Genomic DNA, 15,661 nt, shown 5'->3' with positions numbered 1-15,661 from the left:
CAAAAAGGAGCGTTGCATGACACCGAAAGCGGTTTTCTGGGACATGGACGGCACGCTGGTGGACAGCGAACCGCTGCACGAAGCAGCCCTGGTGGCGGCGATGCGCTATGTCGGCCTCACGCCCCCACCCGACCTGCACGAACGCGTTCTCGGCGTCGCTGCCTGGCCGGTCTACCTGATGATGCGCGACGAGTTCGGCCTGGATCTGCCCTTCGACGAGTGGATCGTTCACAAATACGAGCACTATCTGCCGCTTGTCGCGACCTTGAAGCCGCGCCCCGGCGCGATCGAGATCTTCAACGAATTGCGCGGGCTTGGCGTGCAGCAAGCCGTGGTTTCGAATTCGGACCGGATGATCGTCGACGCCAATCTGCGCATGGTCGGAATGATCTATCCCGGCATGAAGACGATCAGCCGCAACGACGTGCGCGAAGGCAAGCCACACCCCGAGCCGTTCCTGCGCGCCGCCTATCTCGCCGATGTCGATCCCGCGCAGGCGGTGGCGATCGACGACAGCTGGCCGGGCGCCATGGCGGGGCTGGCGGCGGGAATGAAGACGATCTTCTGGCCTGAAAAGCCGATGGAAGGGCCGCCGGGTGCCATCGTCATCAGCAGCGCCGGGGAATTGCGCAGAGAACTGGGGCTTTGAGCTAAGCGCTGGTCGACCCCCACTCCGTCTCGGCTTCGCCGAGCCACCTCTCCCCCGATCGACGGGGGAGAGGAAGGGCGCCAAGCTTTTTTTTCATCAACGCTCGTCTAGCAACGCTCCCTTCCTTTCCCTCCGGAGGGGGGAAAGGTGGCGCTGCGAAGCAGCGACGGATTGGGGGAACCACCTGGCAATCAAGCCTCGGGCCGGTCGTTCACGCCGGTCACAAAAGATGGATAGCGTAGCGTAAACGGCGAGAAGGAAGAGTCCGGCTTTAATTCCGATAAACCGGCTCCTGCTCGTCGAGGATCGCCTTCAGCTCGCTGAGATGGCGTTCGGCCTGGCCGGGATAGTCGTCCATCTCGCTCGCCGCCTTTTCCGCAATTTCGTCGGAAAGCGTGCGCAGCGGGCGGCCGGTCCACAGCGCCTTGATGTATGTCTCGGCGGCGCGTTCGAAATAGAACATGCGGTTGAAGGCGTCGGCGACCGTGTCGCCGATGACCAGCACGCCGTGATTGCCCATCACCATCACCTTGACCTTGGGGTCGGCAAGGAGTTGCGAGCAGCGCTCGCCTTCCTCCTCGAAGGCCAGCCCGCCATAATGCGCGTCGACGACATGGCGGTTGAAGAACATCGCCGAATTCTGGTCGATCGGCGGCAGGCGAGAATCGGCGAGCGAAGCCAGAACCGTGGCGTGGATCGAGTGCACATGCATGACGCAGCGCGCGTGGGGAACGTTGCGATGGATGGCGCCGTGCAGGCCCCAGGCCGTCGGGTCGGGCGCGTCGGGGCCGGACAGCGTGTCGGGGTCGTTGGCATCGATCTCGATCAGGTCGCTCGCCTTGATGCGCGAGAAATGCACCTGGTTGGGGTTCATCAGGAACTTCGTTCCGTCGTCGTTGACGGCCAACGAGAAATGGTTGGCCACGGCCTCGTGCATGTTGAGCCTTGCCGTCCAGCGGAAGGCGCAAGCGAGATCGACACGCTCCGCGTAGAACGGCAGGTTGCTCAGCGTTTCCTTTTGCAGGCGGGCGATGCTCATCGAAAATCCTCCGGTTTTGGAGAGAATGCCGTGCCGGCCGCCGGCCAGCAACGGCAAACTGGTGGCGCAGTTGTCAGGCGGCCGAACGGGCGGAATGCAGTCCGCCATGCTCGACGATGAAATCGATGACCGCCTGGAGCCCCTTGCCGCGCGACAGGTCGGTGAAGCCGAACGGACGCTTGCCGCGCATGCGGCCGGCGTCGCTCTCCATGACATCCAGGTTGACGTTCACATAAGGCGCCAGATCGCTCTTGTTGATGACCAGGAAATCGGAGCGGGTGATCGCCGGCCCGCCCTTCCTTGGGATCTCCTCGCCCTGGCAGACCGAGATGACATAGAGCGTCAGGTCGGCGAGATCCGGCGAGAAAGTGGCGGCGAGATTGTCGCCGCCGGATTCGATGAAAACGATGTCGAGATCCGGAAATTTCCGGTTCATCTCGGCGATCGCCTGCAGATTGATCGAGGCGTCCTCACGGATGGCCGTATGCGGGCAGCCGCCGGTCTCTACCCCCATGATGCGATCTTCCGGCAGCGCCTGCAGCCGGGCCAACATCATGGCGTCTTCCTTGGTGTAGATGTCGTTGGTGACGACGGCGATCGAGAATTCGTCGCGCAGCGCCTTGCACAGCTTTTCGGTCAACGTCGTCTTGCCCGAGCCGACCGGGCCGCCAATGCCGACGCGCAGCGGACCATTTTTCTGTGTCATGCGGGAAACTCCGTGATGGCAAGGACGGCAAAGCCGAGCCCGATCAGCAGGCACAGCGGCGAATAATAGCGCAGGTCGAGCCGCGCGAAAGGCTGCTCCGGCGCCAGCCGCCGCCACCAGGGCGTGAAACCGGCAATGCCTCGTCCCAGGAACACCAAGCCGATGAGCAGCGAGGTGGCGGCGAGCCCTTCCCTGGGGAAGGGCGACGCAAACACGCCTTCAAGCGCCAGTGGCCACAGCGTGGCTAGGCAAAGGCACGCTGCAACGGCGAAACTGGCCAGGGGCGTCGGCATTTCGTCGACACCACGAAAGCCGACGACGGCGCGGGCGCAAGAGGCCGCATCCTTGCCCGGCCAGATGCCGCCGATACCCCAATAGACATGCAATGCGGTGATCAGCAGCAGGACGGCCGAAAGCACGAAGGCGAGGATGATCATGAGCGAAACAATCGCGAGTATTGGGTTTCGTGTTTCATTGCCATGACGTCGGAAACGAAGGCGCAGCCGCCGAGATCGTCCAATGTCGAGCGAGCGGCGCGGGCAGCGGTCGACAATGCCAGCGGCTCGAAGCCGGCAAGCAGTGCCGTGGCCCCGCTCTGGCCGACAATGCCGAGCCTGATGGCCGCCTGCACGAGGTTTGAGAAGAAGGTTTGCAGGAAGGCGGACAGCGCGTCTTGAAGCGCAATGCCGTTGCCGCCGGCAAGGGCACCGACAGCGACGCAATAGGCGCATTCGGCCGGCAGGCGCTCCAGCACAGGGTTGGGCCAGGCCGCTGCCGCTTTCAGGAAAGCGGCGCCTTGCAGCATTGTCTCGGCGTGGCGCTCGCGTGAGCCGGCGAGCCCTTCGGCCAGTGCCGCTACTTCGTCGAGATCGCCGGCATGCCGGGCGCGGCGCCAGCTCTCGGCGAACAGCACCGCGTCGTTCCAGCCCGAGCCCATTTCGACCAATGTCTCCAGCCAGCCGGCAAGGCTGCCGGCATCGTCGACCAGCCCGTCATGCACCGCCCGCTCGAGACCATGGCTGTAGGAAAAGCCGCCGACCGGAAAGGCCGGCGACAGCCACGCCATCAGCCGCAGCAGGGCGACGGTGGACGGCTGGTCAGTCATGGTCGTGATGATGGCCTGCATGGGAATGCGAATGGGAATGCGCTTCGCCATGCGCGTGGGAATGCGCTTCGCCATGCGCGTGGGAATGCGCTTCGGCGTGGCTATGTGCGTGGCCGTGATCATGGCCGTGATCCGCATGGCCGGAATAGGCGCCGCGCACCGGCTTGAATGGCTCGGAGACGTCCGTCACCGTGGCGCCGAGCCCCTCCAGCATCGCCTTGATGACATGGTCGCGCAGGATGAGAATGCGGTGCGCCTCGATGCTCGCGGCGAGATGCCGGTTGCCGATATGCCAGGCGAGTTCGGCCAGATGCACGGCATCGCGGGCGCGGATGTCGTAGACCTCTTCCGGCGCCGCGACGATCTCGATCTGGCCGCCGTCTTCGAGCACCAGCCGGTCGCCATCGTTCAGGGTGACAGGTTCGGGCAGGTCGACCAGCACTCTGCTGCCGTCGGAAAGTTCGACAGCCCGGCGACGCAGATGCCGCTCGTCATGGGCGAGCACTGCACGGCCCGACGGCGTGGCGGCTCCTGCATTGGCGGCGGTCAGAACCGAGACGGCGCGCGGGAATTTGGTGAAATCGGTCTTGATGTCGAGCTTCATCGAAAGGACCCCTGTTGGCTTGCGGACGGACGCGTCGTGCCGGGACCGGTCGAACGGCCGTTGATGCGCTATGACTATCCATTTTCCGGCAAACCTAGACCATCCCCCGCATCATCCCAATGCCGCTCAAACGATCGTGTCGAAGAGCCGCAGGATGAACGATATCTGGTAGATGAGCGCGGCGGCGACAAAGGCGACGTGGAAGCGGCGGTCGCGCACCAGGATCGCGGCGATGCAGAACGCGACGAAGACCGGCGTGCGGAACAGATATTCACTGCCGAAGCGGGCGAAATGCTCCGGTCCTTTCAGCAATGTGTCGATCACGTCGAGCAAATAAGTGGCGGCCAGCAGGCCGAAAAACCAGGCCCGGCGCGAATAGAAGAAATCCTCGTAGCTGGTGTAGTCCAGCATCGAATCCGGGAACAGCAGGGCGCAGAGCAGGAACAGCGTGATGGCGTAGAAGATGATGAAAAGGTATTTGCCGAAGGTCCAGGTCTCGATGGCGTAGAGGCCGAACTCCCACCACCAGAAATGCACCAGCATCAACAGCACCGAGGCGACCCAGGCCAGATGCACGGGATAGAGCCGGTACTGGCCGGGATGCTGGACGATGCGGGCCACCCCCGACAGCAAGCGGGCGACGCCAAGCCCGATCACCATGCCCATGACGATGCGGATATGCGGGAAGATGTCGTGGGGAGAGGCTATTTCGTTGGCCATGGCCTCGACAAGCTAAGGAGTGACGGCGCTCTTGGGGTTCTGGGCTAGTCTCGCAGAAAATCGTTCATCGAAAGCGGGCCGCCAGGCCAAAATCGTCCATCGAGCGCCTGCTTGGATGTAAAGGGAGGTTCGCTTGGGAAATGGGATTTCCTTAGACCTGTCTCCCTTACCGCGACAGGTAAAGCGTCTTTGTACGCCTCGTCGAAAATCTGCGCGGGATAGCGGCGGAGGCTCGGGCTGTCCTTGATGATATTTCCGATCCAAACGCGCTGTTCGGAAATTGAAGCCTGCCAGCTATGGCATCTGTGGCCCGGCTGGAACTCCCATTTCAGGAGATGTGCGATCAGCACTTCCATCCGGCTGCGGATCTCTCGCCTATCGCTCCTCCCCAAGCTCTCGATCTCCTCGGCCACGTTCTCCCGATCAAGCTCGGCAAGACGCCCCTCGCGCAATAGCGCGCTCTGTTCGGCGCTCCATTGCACGAAATCCGTTTCGTAGGGCGTGAGGGCCCTCAAGCGATCAATCCTGTTCATGGGCGCATAATGCCCTAAAGCGCGTCACGTTTAAACGGCTTCTTGGGACGGGCGCGGTATAAGGCAACTCAAAACAGAAAATACCGCTGCGCCATCGGCAGCACCGTCGCCGGCTCGCAGGTCAAGAGTTCGCCGTCGGCGCGAACCTCGTAGGTCTCTGGATCGACCTCGACATGCGGCGTGGCATCGTTGAGCACCATCGAATGCTTGCCGATGCCGCCGCGCGTGTTCTCGACGGCGACGAACTGCTTGTCGACACCAAGCCTGCCATGCAGGCCGGACTCGAGCGCCGCCTTCGAAACGAAGGTCACCGAGGAATTGGTCCGCGCCTTGCCATAGGCGCCGAACATCGGCCGGTAGTGCATCGGCTGCGGCGTCGGGATCGACGCGTTGGGATCCCCCATCGGGGCGGCGGCGACCATGCCGCCGATCAGCACCATGTCCGGCTTGACGCCGAAGAAGGCCGGGTTCCACAGTACCAGGTCGGCGCGTTTGCCGACCGCGATCGAGCCGATCTCCTTCGAAAGCCCATGCGCGATCGCCGGGTTGATCGTGTATTTGGCGATGTAGCGGCGGACGCGGAAATTGTCGTTGTTGCCGGTCTCCTGCGGCAGCGAGCCGCGCTGGCGCTTCATCTTGTCGGCGGTCTGCCAGGTGCGGATCGCCACCTCGCCGACGCGGCCCATGGCTTGGCTGTCCGACGAAATGATCGAGAAGGCGCCGATATCGTGCAGGATATCCTCCGCCGCGATGGTCTCCTTGCGGATGCGGCTTTCGGCGAAGGCGATGTCTTCGGGAATCGATGGCGACAGATGGTGGCAGACCATCAGCATATCGAGGTGTTCGGCCAGCGTGTTGACCGTGTAGGGCCGCGTCGGATTGGTCGAGGACGGGATGACGTTGGGCAGCCCGCAGACCTTGATGATGTCGGGCGCGTGGCCGCCCCCGGCGCCCTCGGTGTGGAAGGCGTGAATGGTGCGGCCCTTGATCGCCGCCACCGTGTTCTCGACGAAGCCGGATTCGTTCAGCGTATCGGTGTGGATCATCACCTGCACGTCGTAGTCGTCGGCGACCGACAGACAGCAGTCGATCGCCGCCGGCGTCGTGCCCCAGTCCTCATGCAGCTTCAGCGAACAGGCGCCGCCCAGCACCATTTCCTCGAGCGCGGCGGACAGCGATGCATTGCCCTTGCCCGACAGGCCGATGTTCATCGGAAAGGCGTCGAAGGACTGGATCATGCGCGCCATGTGCCATGGCCCCGGCGTGCAGGTCGTCGCCAGCGTGCCATGCGCCGGGCCGGTGCCGCCGCCAAGCATGGTGGTGATGCCGCTCATCAGCGCTTCCTCGATCTGCTGCGGGCAGATGAAGTGGATGTGCGCGTCGAAGCCTCCGGCGGTCAGGATCTTGCCTTCGCCGGCGATGATCTCGGTGCCGGGGCCGATGATGATGGTGACGCCGTCCTGCATGTCCGGATTGCCGGCCTTGCCGATCGCCGCGACACGCCCGTCCCGCAAGCCGATATCGGCCTTGAAGATGCCGGCGCCGGCATCGACCACCAGCGCGTTGGTGATGACGGTGTCGACCGCGCCTTGCGCTCGCGACACCTGGCTCTGGCCCATGCCGTCGCGGATGACCTTGCCGCCACCGAATTTCACTTCTTCGCCGTGAATGGTGAGGTCTTTCTCGACCTCGATGAACAATTCGGTATCGGCGAGCCGCACTCTGTCGCCGGTGGTCGGACCGTACATCTGCGCATAGGCGGCGCGGGTGATTCTAGCCATCAGCGATTGCTCCCGAAATGCGGTTGGCCGAAGCCCGGCTGCACATTGTCGCCATCCAATGGTCACGCAATGACCCGCTCGGCGACACCTTCTGATCCCATTTGACGTTTGAGGTGGAAGGGCAATCCCAAAACGACCGTTCGCCAATCGATGGAAAGGAAAATCCATGCGCAAAACGATATTTCTCGCAGCCGCCGCCACCCTGATGCTGGCGGGCGCCGCCGGTGCCCAGCAACAGCCCGCTCCGGCGCCGGCCACGCCTGCTCCGGCCGCGCCACAGGCTCAGCCGGCCGCGCCGGCGATCCAGAGCGTCAATATCGTCGACATCACGGAGCTGCCCAAGGACACCCAGACCCAGGTCAACCAGGTGATCGCCCAGCGTGGCGACGCCGGCTTGCAGAAATTGCGCAGCTCGATCGACGCCACGCCCAAGGTGAAGTCCGCGCTGGAGGCCAAGGGAATGACGTCGGCACAGGTTGTCGCGGCCAGCATGGAACCCAATGGCGCCCTGACCCTGATCACCAAGAAGGCGAGCTGACGATGCAGCGCGGCTGGCCGGCATCCCGCCCGCCGGCCGCGCTGGCAAGGGAACCGTGGCAAGGCTGGAGTCGTTTCGTTTCCTGAGTGCTGAAACAAACCTCGAAAGGGAACGATGGCCATCACCACCTTGCCCGACGCCCGATGGCTGCATGCGACCGCGGCGGCTGCGTTTCTCGCCGCGAGCCTGCCACACGCCGCGCTGAACGCGCAGGGTCTTGAGAGCCCGGAGACCGTCGACCGGATCGTTGGCTCGCAGGTCAACCAGGAAGAGGCCAAGGCGACCGCTGAAGTCGGAAAAGTCAGCTCGGCGATCGATCGCACGCGTGAAAACATCGGCATGGTGCGCAAGACGTCCAAGCTCGACAAGGTCGACATCGTTTTCCTCACCGACGCCGCGCGCAGCGAAGGCGGCCCGCCGGCGGTCATCGAAAACAAGGTTCGGCAGCATCAGGACGACGTCACCGAGCTCCGCAAGGAGATCGAGGCCAACGCGCTGCTGTTCAATGCCATCGAGTCGCGGCGCGTGCTTGCCGAGGACGTTCTCGCCGTCGAGTTCGACGATCCCGGAAAGATCGTCATCTACGCGGCGGCCAAGCCTCCCAGTTGAGTTGAGCGCGCCGGACGAATTCACAGCTTGCCCATCACCTTCTGTTGAAATCCGTAGACCTCGCGCTTGCCGCCGAGCGGCACCAGCGTCACGTCGCGTTCCTGCCCGGGCTCGAAGCGCATGGCCGTGCCGGCGGCGATGTCGAGGCGCATGCCGCGCGCCTGTTCGCGGTCGAACCTCAACCCCTCATTGGTCTCGAAGAAATGATAGTGGCTTCCGACCTGGATCGGCCGGTCGCCGCTATTGGCAACTTTCAGAGTGACCGTCGGCAGGCCCTTGTTGAGCTCGATGTCGCCGCTTGCCGTGATAATTTCACCGGGAATCATTGAAGTCACACGACGCCGAAGGCGAGGCCGACGCCGAGCGCGGCGCAGGCAGCGCCGGCAAGGCGGGCAAGACCGCGCAACCTTGTGCCGAGGCTAAGGCCTGCGGCGATGCCAGTCGCATGCAGCAGCACCGTGGCAAGCGCAAAGCCGGCCATGTATTCGAGCCCGCCGGCATTTTCCGGCACTTCGGTGCCATGGGCATGGCCGTGGAAGAGCGCGAACAGGCCGATGATGGCGACGCCGGCCGAGACGGGCAGGTCGACCGCCAGCGCCACCAGCAGCCCGAGCGCCACCACGGACGCCAGTATGCCCGGTTCGACGAACGGCAGCGGCATGTGCAGCATGCCAAGCGCGCCGCCGACCAGCATGACGCCGACAAAGGCCGCTGGCCATGCAAGAATCGCCTTGCCGCCCTTGAGTGCCGCCCACAGCCCGACCGCGATCATCGCGGTCATGTGGTCGAGCCCGGAAAGCGGGTGCATGAAGCCGGCGGTGAAGGAGGAGGCCGTGCCGATGCCGACATGTGCATAGGCCGGCACGGAGGCGGCCAGCAGCAGGATCGCCGAGAGGGATGGACGTTTGGCTGACATCATCGGATTGCCTTCCGTTTGCAGTGTCGGGATTCAGGCGGCCTTGCGGGGACCGCAGCCTTCGGCCTTGAGAACGCGTTTGGTCGAAGCGGGATATTTCTTCAGCATCGCCGCCGGCCGGATCGGCCGGGCCGAAAAATTACCGCCGCAATTGGGGCAGACGCCATCCAGGACGGTCTCGGCGCAATCGGCGCAGAAGGTGCACTCGAAGGTGCAGATCAGCGCATTCGTCGCCTCCGGCGGCAGATCCTTGTCGCAGCATTCGCAGTTTGGTCGCAATTCAAGCATCCCGGTCTCCTCGCCTCACCGTATGGGTTCGTGCACGGTCACCAGCTTGGTGCCGTCGGGGAAGGTCGCTTCCACCTGCACGTCGTGGATCATTTCGGCGATGCCTTCCATCACTTGCGCGCGAGACACGACATGGGCACCGGCTTCCATCAATTCGGCGACGGGGCGGCCGTCGCGGGCGCCCTCGACGACGAAATCGGTGATCAGCGCGATCGCTTCCGGGTGATTGAGCTTGACGCCACGCTCCAGCCGCTTGCGCGCCACGATCGCTGCCATGGCGATCAGCAGCTTGTCCTTTTCCCTCGGCGTCAGGTTCATGCGGTTCCCAGAAATGATGCGGACAGAATCACAGTGACCATAATTTGGGCAGCCCCGCTTGTCCGTTGAGCAATCCGACGAGCGGAACCAGCCGCTGGCGCAGTCGGTAGCCGTCCCCAGCGTATAGCCTCGCAAGAAGCTTGCCAGTTCTCTTCACGCTCCAGACGCTGGCGCCGCCCTGGCCACCGACGATCTCCAGGACCTGATCGAGCAAAGCCTCGGCCCTGGGCGAAACCAGCAGCACCGTCGCCATCGCGATCGCGCCGCCTGATATCGCCGGACGGGCGAGGGCAGCGGCGATTTCGGGTCCGATGCGGAAGTCCTCGGCGTGGATGAGCAAACCATCCTGCCGGACGCGCCAGCGATCATGGAAATTGCCGTGCGCGGCCCGTTCGCCCATGGCCAGGCGGCCAAACACGGCCGCCTCCAGCACCAGCGCCTCGGCCCCGGTGGCAAGGTCGACGTCGAGCCTGCGGGCAAAGGCCGCGCGGTCGAAGACGATCGTTTCCTGCGGCAGCCAGGCGACCCGGCCGTTTTCGCCGACCGTCAGTTTCACCCGCACTTCGGCGCGGCCGGATGCGGCGCGATAGATTTTCTCGCAGGCCTGGCTGGTTATCGTGGCGCAGGCATCTGCGCCGACATCCACCTCCCAGCCGAGGCGGTCGCCGCCGGTCAGCCCGCCGGCGGTGTTGATCAGGACTGCCTCCAGCGGATCGGCCGCGACGGCCGGCAGCCTTATCTTGGCGGAGCCATCCTGATAGAGGCGCCGCAGCCGTGTGCGGCCGCCGACGCTGGCGCAGCCCAACTGTGCCAGACCCGCGGCACGCTGTGCCAGCGGGGCCAAAAACGTCGCATGTTCGATCGTGTCCACGCCCACAGGTTAAGCACTGCGGCGGTTTTGTCGATATATAGCTTGTTGCTTGATGACGTTTCCGTTTCTATAGAGGGAGCCACCTTGGTGCGCTCATGCGATGCTTGGCGGGGGTATAAGGCGACGATCGCGGCCCAATCGAGGACAAAAAGGCGCTGTTCAGTTGGCGTCGGGAAACGACAAAGTGGGGAAGAGACCGAATGGCTGACCAACTGGCAACGGACATCATCGAGAAGATCAAAGCCCATGCCGAGCCGGGCGGTGAGGAAATCACCACCAGCACCGAATTGACCGCGCTGGGCATCCATTCGCTGGAACTGACCGAGATCATCTTCGACCTCGAGGAGCAGTATGGCATCGAGATCGAGATGAACACGGTCGATGCCTGGAGCAATCTGAAGAATGTTGGCGACATGGTCGAGGCCGTTCGCGAGCTGATCGCGAAAAAAGCCTGACCGGGATGCACAAGCGTGTCGTCATCACCGGCATCGGCGGGCTGTGCGGTCTCGGCACCAATGCGCAGGCGATCTGGGCCGAGATGCGGGCCGGCCGCTCGGCGATCGGGCCTATGGACAATCCATCCCTGCACGACCTGAAGGTTAAGATCGGCTGCGAAATCAAGGCGCTGCCCGATCATGGGATCGATCGCAAGCAGTTCGTGTCGATGGACCGTTTCAGCCTGCTGGCGGTGATCGCCGCGCGGGAAGCCATGCAGCAGTCTGGCTTGGCCGCGCATGCCGACAACACTTATCGAATGGGCGCCGTCATCGGCATCGGCGTTTGCGGCTTCGAGACGGTCGAGGAGAATTATCGCGCCATCCTGATCGAGGGCAAGAATCGCGCCGGCATTTTCACCGTGCCCAAGGTCATGCCGGGTGCCGCCGCCGGCCAGATCAGCATGAGTCTCGGCCTGCGCGGCCCGGTGTTCGGCGTCACTTCGGCCTGCTCATCGGCCAACCATGCCATCGCCTCGGCGGTCGACCAGATCAGGCTCGGCCGCGCCGACGTCATGGTCGCCGGCGGCGCCGAAGCGCCGTTGGTGTGGGGCGTGCTCAAGGGTTGGGAAGCGCTGCGCGTGCTGTCGCCCGAAACCTGCCGGCCATTTTCGGCCGATCGCCAGGGGCTGGTGCTGGGCGAAGGCGCCGGCATGGCGGTGCTTGAAAGCTACGAGCATGCGATGGCGCGCGGCGCCACCATTCTGGCCGAAATCGCCGGAGCCGGCCTGTCGGCCGATGCCTCCGACATCGTCGCGCCGACCATCGAGGGGCCGGAAGCGGCGATGCGCTTCTGCCTCGTCGATGCCGGCCTCAACCTCGAGGATGTCGATTACATCAACGCTCACGGCACCGGCACCAGGGCCAACGACCAGATCGAGACCGCCGCGATCAAGCGCGTCTTCGGCGAGCATGCGCGCGCGCTTTCCATCTCGTCGACCAAATCGATGCACGCTCATTGCCTCGGCGCGTCGGGCGGGCTGGAGATGATCGCGTGCGTCATGGCGATCCGCGACGGCGTCGTGCCACCGACCGCCAATTTCCGCGAGCCCGACCCCGATTGCGATCTCGACGTGACGCCCAATGTCGCGCGCGAGCGCAAGGTGCGCGCCGCGATAAGCAACAGTTTCGCGTTTGGCGGCACCAATGCCGTGCTGGCGTTCAAGGCCATCTGATTTCAGCGGCGGCTACCGTCTCGGCGGGGCGTGATTCGCCCGGCCGGATCACACGTCTGTTCAGTGACCGTCCGTGCATGCGAAACCGTCGCCGCCATATTGATCATGCGGCATCGCGCACCTAGTTGTGGGCTGCCCCGCCAAATCGCGCCATTCGGCGCCGCCCAATCCAGGAGTTTTCATGGCCGACCTGTCCGCCTTCCCCATCGCAACGCGCTGGCCGGCGAAACATCCTGACCAGATCCAGCTCTATTCGGCAACAACGCCGAATGGGGTGAAGGTTTCCATCGCCCTGGAAGAGCTCGGCCTTCGCTACGAGCCGCATCTGGTCAACATCGGCAAGGACGAGAGCTGGACACCGGAATTCCTGTCGCTCAATCCCAACGGCAAGATCCCGGCGATCATCGATCCGAACGGCCCCGACGGCAAACCGATCGGCTTGTTCGAATCCGGCGCCATCCTGCTCTACCTCGCCGAAAAGACCGGCCTGCTGATCCCGGCGGACGCGACGCGGCGCTACGAGACGATCCAGTGGGTGTTCTTCCAGATGGCTTCGATAGGGCCCATGTTCGGCCAGCTCGGCTTCTTCCACAAATTCGCCGGCCGCGAGATAGCCGACAAGCGCCCGCTGGAGCGCTATCGCGATGAATCGCGGCGGCTGGTCGGCGTGCTCGACGGCAGGCTGAAGGGCCGCAAGTGGATCATGGGCAATGATTACACCATCGCCGACATTTCGCTGCTCGGCTGGGTGCGCAACCTGATCGGCTTCTACGAAGCGCGCGAACTCGTAGGCTTCGATGACTTCGCGAACGTTGTGGCATGGCTGGAGCGCGGCCTGGCGCGACCGGCCGTACAGAAGGGTCTCACCATTCCGGCGAAGGGGTGAAGCGGACCTTGCCATCCCCTGCGGCGGGCCTGGCCGCGGTTGTCCGCAAGCGATGCAAGCCTGCTACTTCGCCTTGGCCTTCGAGCCGCCCTTGCCGATCACCGAAGCCGCGAGCGAGGCCGCGCTGCGCGCGGTTGCGACGACCGCTCCGGCAGCGACGCTCGCCGCTGTCCGTACTGCGCCGGATTTGGTGGCGGCCGCCTTGCGCGGGCTGGCCGCCTTCGCGGCCGTCGGCACCACTTTCTTCGGCGCGGCCTTGCCGAAAGCGGGCTTGCCGTCTTTCGATCGCTGGGCGACCGCCGGGCCGGCCCCGGTTCTCGCTTGCGTTGCTTTCGCCGTCCGGGTCTTGGCGGCTGCGGGTTTTCGTGCCTTGGTTGCCATCGGGAAATCCCCTTACGCCAGACATCATGTTCACGGCCATAACGGCGCGAAAGTCTTAAGGTTCCCGTCAAGAAATATCGAAAATCAAACAGGTTAACCAATGACCAGGTCGGCGGTCCGGCGCCGCGCCAGCACCCGTTCGATATTGGGCATGTCGTTGGACACGATCCAGGCCTTCGCGTCCTCGTCGGAGCGGCCATGATCGTGCCAGCGTTCGAGCAGCCGACGCTCGAGTTCGTTGCGCGGCACGTCGACGAAAATCGAGAAGTCGAATAGCGGCGCCAGCCGCGACCACGGCTCCTCGTCGAGCAGCAGGTAATTGCCCTCGACCAGGATGAACTTGGTGTCGGCGCCGACGATCGCGGCGGCGGCGCGCGACAGTTCCAGGCTGCGGTCGAAGACCGGGATGGCGATGTCGGGTTCGCCGGCCCGGATGCGCTTCAACAGAGCTTCGAAGCCGGCGAAATCGAACGTTTCCGGCGCGCCCTTTCGCGCCCGCAGGCCGCGCGCATCGAGCACGATGTCGTCGTAATGGAAGCCGTCCATCGGCACGACTTCCGCGGCACCTTCCGGCAGCAGGTCATGCAGGCTCGCCGACAGCGTCGACTTGCCGGAGCCCGGCGGACCGGCAATGGCGACGATGAAGCGGTTCGCCTTGCCGGCGCGCTTGAAAATTGTGGCGGCGAGATGGGCGATTTCGGACATGAGAGCCTCGCTTGCCTGGATGGCGAGTAGTATCCGCCGCATCTTGTCGGCAGATTGTGGAAATTTCAAATCGCGATTTGCGCAATCGGGAGCGGCTGATTGCCGATGTGGGCGCCGCCAAGGTTCGTCAGAAACAATCGCGTTCAGACAGCCGCCGGCCCGCCAATCCGCAGGAAATCGCTGTCGAACGGAACCTCCCGGGCCGAACTCGCCACTGCCAGCCGCATGCGGCCGTTCACCGTGGTGACCTCATGCGGCGGCTCGCCGCCGGACAGAGGCAGTGCGCCGATGACATGGCGGAACGACACGCCGCGGCCTTCGCCGAGCGCAAACGCCGTCGCCACGCCCTCGCGCTTCAGCCAGTTGTCGCCGATCGAGGCGGCATGGCCGACGGCCGTGCGGCCGTCCTCTATGCCGAGCACGCCGCGGTGACGGCTGCTCCAGGGGGCGTAGTCGCGCCCGCCATTGCTGAGCCACAGCATGGTGATCGGCAATTCGGCCGGGTTCTTCAGCACCAGCAACAGGTCGTCCTCGGCCTGACGCGCCAGTGCCGTCCAGCCCGGCCCGCCATGATCGGCCTCGACCAGCGTGACGAAATCCTCCCGGCTGTCCTCCATACGGTATTCGGTCAGGTCGAGCGTGCCGCCGCCGGCGGCCGGGAAATGCCCGAGATCGGCCGACCGCGCCGGATAGGCCAGCATGAAGCGGCCGCGGGCGGGGTCCGGCTCCAGCGGATCGGCGGGCGTCGCGGCAAACCGTTTTGGCGAAAAGGCCAGCTTGCCGCCGCCCTTCATCACCGTCATCGGGTGGTGGGCAACCGAAATCGCGCCGTGGCCGCCGGAAAACACATGCTCCTGATAGAGGAAGGGATGGTCGTCGCGCAGGGTAAAAATCTTTTCGACGCTGGCGCCCATAACCTTGTGCCGCAGCCGGAAAATCGCGCGCCAGCCATCGTCCGTCGCGCTGCTCTCGGTGACATCCCAGGCGCTGTTTGCCGGCCAGCCGTGCAGTGGCGCCTCCTCGACATCGCTGCGCGAAAACGGCGCGCAGAGAAAATCGCCGGACAGGCGGACAGTGCCTTGCGGAAGGTCGTTCGGCAGCGTCTCGCCCGCATCGACCCAGGGCGCGCGATGCAGCGGCCTCAACTGGCGTCCGCCGCTGTCGACGGTCATGTCGGCGATGTGGCCGACTGTGAGGTCGAGCGAAACCGAAATACCTCGGGCCTTGATCGTGATCATATCCATCGCGCTCTCACCGATTCTGAAGGCGCAAACAGAACCCGTTCGGCGCCGGTTGCGCAAGCGTGACGGACGGCATTTTGCATCAAAGCTGGTTTCACCCTT

Annotated in this window: 22 protein-coding genes; 6 read left to right on the top strand and 16 right to left on the bottom strand. The window is 64.3% G+C overall.

What is annotated here, in order from left to right:
- Positions 1–16 precede the first annotated feature (16 nt).
- Positions 17–649: an HAD family hydrolase gene (locus NKJ26_RS07330; RefSeq protein WP_352602739.1), complete on the top strand. Its 633-nt coding sequence runs from the start codon at positions 17–19 to the stop codon at positions 647–649.
- 271 nt (positions 650–920) lie between these two features.
- Here the strand turns inward: NKJ26_RS07330 and NKJ26_RS07325 are convergent, their stop codons facing one another.
- The 8 genes from NKJ26_RS07325 to ureC form a co-directional block, all read right to left on the bottom strand.
- Positions 921–1,688 carry a class II aldolase and adducin N-terminal domain-containing protein gene (locus tag NKJ26_RS07325; RefSeq protein ID WP_027024026.1) on the bottom strand — a complete coding sequence of 256 codons (768 nt, stop codon included), beginning with the start codon at positions 1,686–1,688 and terminating at the stop codon, positions 921–923.
- 73 nt (positions 1,689–1,761) lie between these two features.
- Positions 1,762–2,394, bottom strand: coding sequence for an urease accessory protein UreG (gene ureG / locus NKJ26_RS07320; protein ID WP_352602735.1), 633 nt, complete (start codon positions 2,392–2,394; stop codon positions 1,762–1,764).
- Positions 2,391–2,831: a DUF3995 domain-containing protein gene (locus tag NKJ26_RS07315; RefSeq protein WP_352694751.1), complete on the bottom strand. Its 441-nt coding sequence runs from the start codon at positions 2,829–2,831 to the stop codon at positions 2,391–2,393. The genes ureG and NKJ26_RS07315 overlap by 4 nt, the downstream gene beginning before the upstream one ends.
- The gene (locus NKJ26_RS07310; protein WP_352694899.1) at positions 2,828–3,499 is read right to left on the bottom strand and encodes an urease accessory protein UreF; all 672 of its coding nucleotides are present in this window, start codon (positions 3,497–3,499) and stop codon (positions 2,828–2,830) included. Before NKJ26_RS07310 ends, NKJ26_RS07315 begins: the two co-directional genes overlap by 4 nt.
- A complete protein-coding gene (locus NKJ26_RS07305; RefSeq protein ID WP_352694750.1) occupies positions 3,492–4,103 on the bottom strand; it encodes an urease accessory protein UreE in 612 nt (203 codons plus the stop codon). The genes NKJ26_RS07310 and NKJ26_RS07305 overlap by 8 nt, the downstream gene beginning before the upstream one ends.
- A 126-nt stretch (positions 4,104–4,229) precedes the next feature.
- The gene (locus NKJ26_RS07300) at positions 4,230–4,823 is read right to left on the bottom strand and encodes a hypothetical protein (protein WP_352602729.1); all 594 of its coding nucleotides are present in this window, start codon (positions 4,821–4,823) and stop codon (positions 4,230–4,232) included.
- Between the two features lie 44 nt (positions 4,824–4,867).
- A complete protein-coding gene (locus NKJ26_RS07295; protein ID WP_352602727.1) occupies positions 4,868–5,356 on the bottom strand; it encodes a DUF29 domain-containing protein in 489 nt (162 codons plus the stop codon).
- A 68-nt stretch (positions 5,357–5,424) separates the two neighbouring features.
- Positions 5,425–7,137, bottom strand: coding sequence for an urease subunit alpha (gene ureC / locus NKJ26_RS07290; RefSeq protein WP_502903090.1), 1,713 nt, complete (start codon positions 7,135–7,137; stop codon positions 5,425–5,427).
- Positions 7,138–7,303: 166 nt separating this feature from the next.
- Between ureC and NKJ26_RS07285 the strand changes: the two genes are divergently transcribed.
- Together NKJ26_RS07285 and NKJ26_RS07280 are read left to right on the top strand one after the other, a co-directional pair.
- Entirely contained in the window at positions 7,304–7,675 is a 372-nt protein-coding gene (locus NKJ26_RS07285) for a hypothetical protein (protein WP_027024018.1), read from the top strand.
- Positions 7,676–7,789: 114 nt separating this feature from the next.
- The gene (locus NKJ26_RS07280) at positions 7,790–8,284 is read left to right on the top strand and encodes a hypothetical protein (RefSeq protein WP_352694748.1); all 495 of its coding nucleotides are present in this window, start codon (positions 7,790–7,792) and stop codon (positions 8,282–8,284) included.
- Positions 8,285–8,304: 20 nt separating this feature from the next.
- Here the strand turns inward: NKJ26_RS07280 and NKJ26_RS07275 are convergent, their stop codons facing one another.
- From NKJ26_RS07275 to NKJ26_RS07255, 5 genes are read right to left on the bottom strand one after another with little or no spacing between them, the layout of a single operon-like run.
- Positions 8,305–8,610, bottom strand: coding sequence for an urease subunit beta (locus NKJ26_RS07275; protein WP_352602723.1), 306 nt, complete (start codon positions 8,608–8,610; stop codon positions 8,305–8,307).
- Between the two features lie 5 nt (positions 8,611–8,615).
- Complete coding sequence (locus NKJ26_RS07270; protein ID WP_352694747.1) at positions 8,616–9,203, bottom strand: HupE/UreJ family protein; 588 nt, start codon at positions 9,201–9,203, stop codon at positions 8,616–8,618.
- A gap of 30 nt (positions 9,204–9,233) precedes the next feature.
- Positions 9,234–9,488: a DUF1272 domain-containing protein gene (locus NKJ26_RS07265; RefSeq protein WP_352694746.1), complete on the bottom strand. Its 255-nt coding sequence runs from the start codon at positions 9,486–9,488 to the stop codon at positions 9,234–9,236.
- A gap of 15 nt (positions 9,489–9,503) precedes the next feature.
- Entirely contained in the window at positions 9,504–9,806 is a 303-nt protein-coding gene (locus NKJ26_RS07260; protein WP_015314510.1) for an urease subunit gamma, read from the bottom strand.
- Between the two features lie 28 nt (positions 9,807–9,834).
- A complete protein-coding gene (locus tag NKJ26_RS07255; RefSeq protein WP_352694745.1) occupies positions 9,835–10,677 on the bottom strand; it encodes an urease accessory protein UreD in 843 nt (280 codons plus the stop codon).
- 200 nt (positions 10,678–10,877) lie between these two features.
- Here NKJ26_RS07255 and NKJ26_RS07250 point away from each other — a divergent pair, with 200 nt between their 5' ends.
- The 3 genes from NKJ26_RS07250 (at position 10,878) to NKJ26_RS07240 (ending at position 13,232) form a co-directional block, all read left to right on the top strand.
- The gene (locus tag NKJ26_RS07250; RefSeq protein ID WP_352602717.1) at positions 10,878–11,132 is read left to right on the top strand and encodes an acyl carrier protein; all 255 of its coding nucleotides are present in this window, start codon (positions 10,878–10,880) and stop codon (positions 11,130–11,132) included.
- Between the two features lie 5 nt (positions 11,133–11,137).
- Positions 11,138–12,346 carry a beta-ketoacyl-[acyl-carrier-protein] synthase family protein gene (locus NKJ26_RS07245; RefSeq protein ID WP_352694744.1) on the top strand — a complete coding sequence of 403 codons (1,209 nt, stop codon included), beginning with the start codon at positions 11,138–11,140 and terminating at the stop codon, positions 12,344–12,346.
- Positions 12,347–12,527: 181 nt separating this feature from the next.
- Positions 12,528–13,232 (top strand): glutathione S-transferase N-terminal domain-containing protein, encoded by a 705-nt coding sequence (locus tag NKJ26_RS07240; protein ID WP_352602714.1) that lies wholly within the window; start codon positions 12,528–12,530, stop codon positions 13,230–13,232.
- A 63-nt stretch (positions 13,233–13,295) separates the two neighbouring features.
- Here the strand turns inward: NKJ26_RS07240 and NKJ26_RS07235 are convergent, their stop codons facing one another.
- The 3 genes from NKJ26_RS07235 to NKJ26_RS07225 form a co-directional block, all read right to left on the bottom strand.
- Positions 13,296–13,613 carry a hypothetical protein gene (locus NKJ26_RS07235; protein ID WP_352602712.1) on the bottom strand — a complete coding sequence of 106 codons (318 nt, stop codon included), beginning with the start codon at positions 13,611–13,613 and terminating at the stop codon, positions 13,296–13,298.
- A gap of 93 nt (positions 13,614–13,706) precedes the next feature.
- Positions 13,707–14,318: a nucleoside triphosphate hydrolase gene (locus tag NKJ26_RS07230; RefSeq protein WP_352602710.1), complete on the bottom strand. Its 612-nt coding sequence runs from the start codon at positions 14,316–14,318 to the stop codon at positions 13,707–13,709.
- 143 nt (positions 14,319–14,461) lie between these two features.
- Positions 14,462–15,562: a hypothetical protein gene (locus NKJ26_RS07225; protein ID WP_352602708.1), complete on the bottom strand. Its 1,101-nt coding sequence runs from the start codon at positions 15,560–15,562 to the stop codon at positions 14,462–14,464.
- Positions 15,563–15,661: the final 99 nt, after the last annotated feature.

Source organism: Mesorhizobium sp. M0152, assembly GCF_040322415.1.
Taxonomy (GTDB): domain Bacteria; phylum Pseudomonadota; class Alphaproteobacteria; order Rhizobiales; family Rhizobiaceae; genus Mesorhizobium.
The sequence above is the reverse complement of the archived record's forward strand: the minus strand, read 5'-3'. Positions and strand labels throughout refer to the sequence as shown.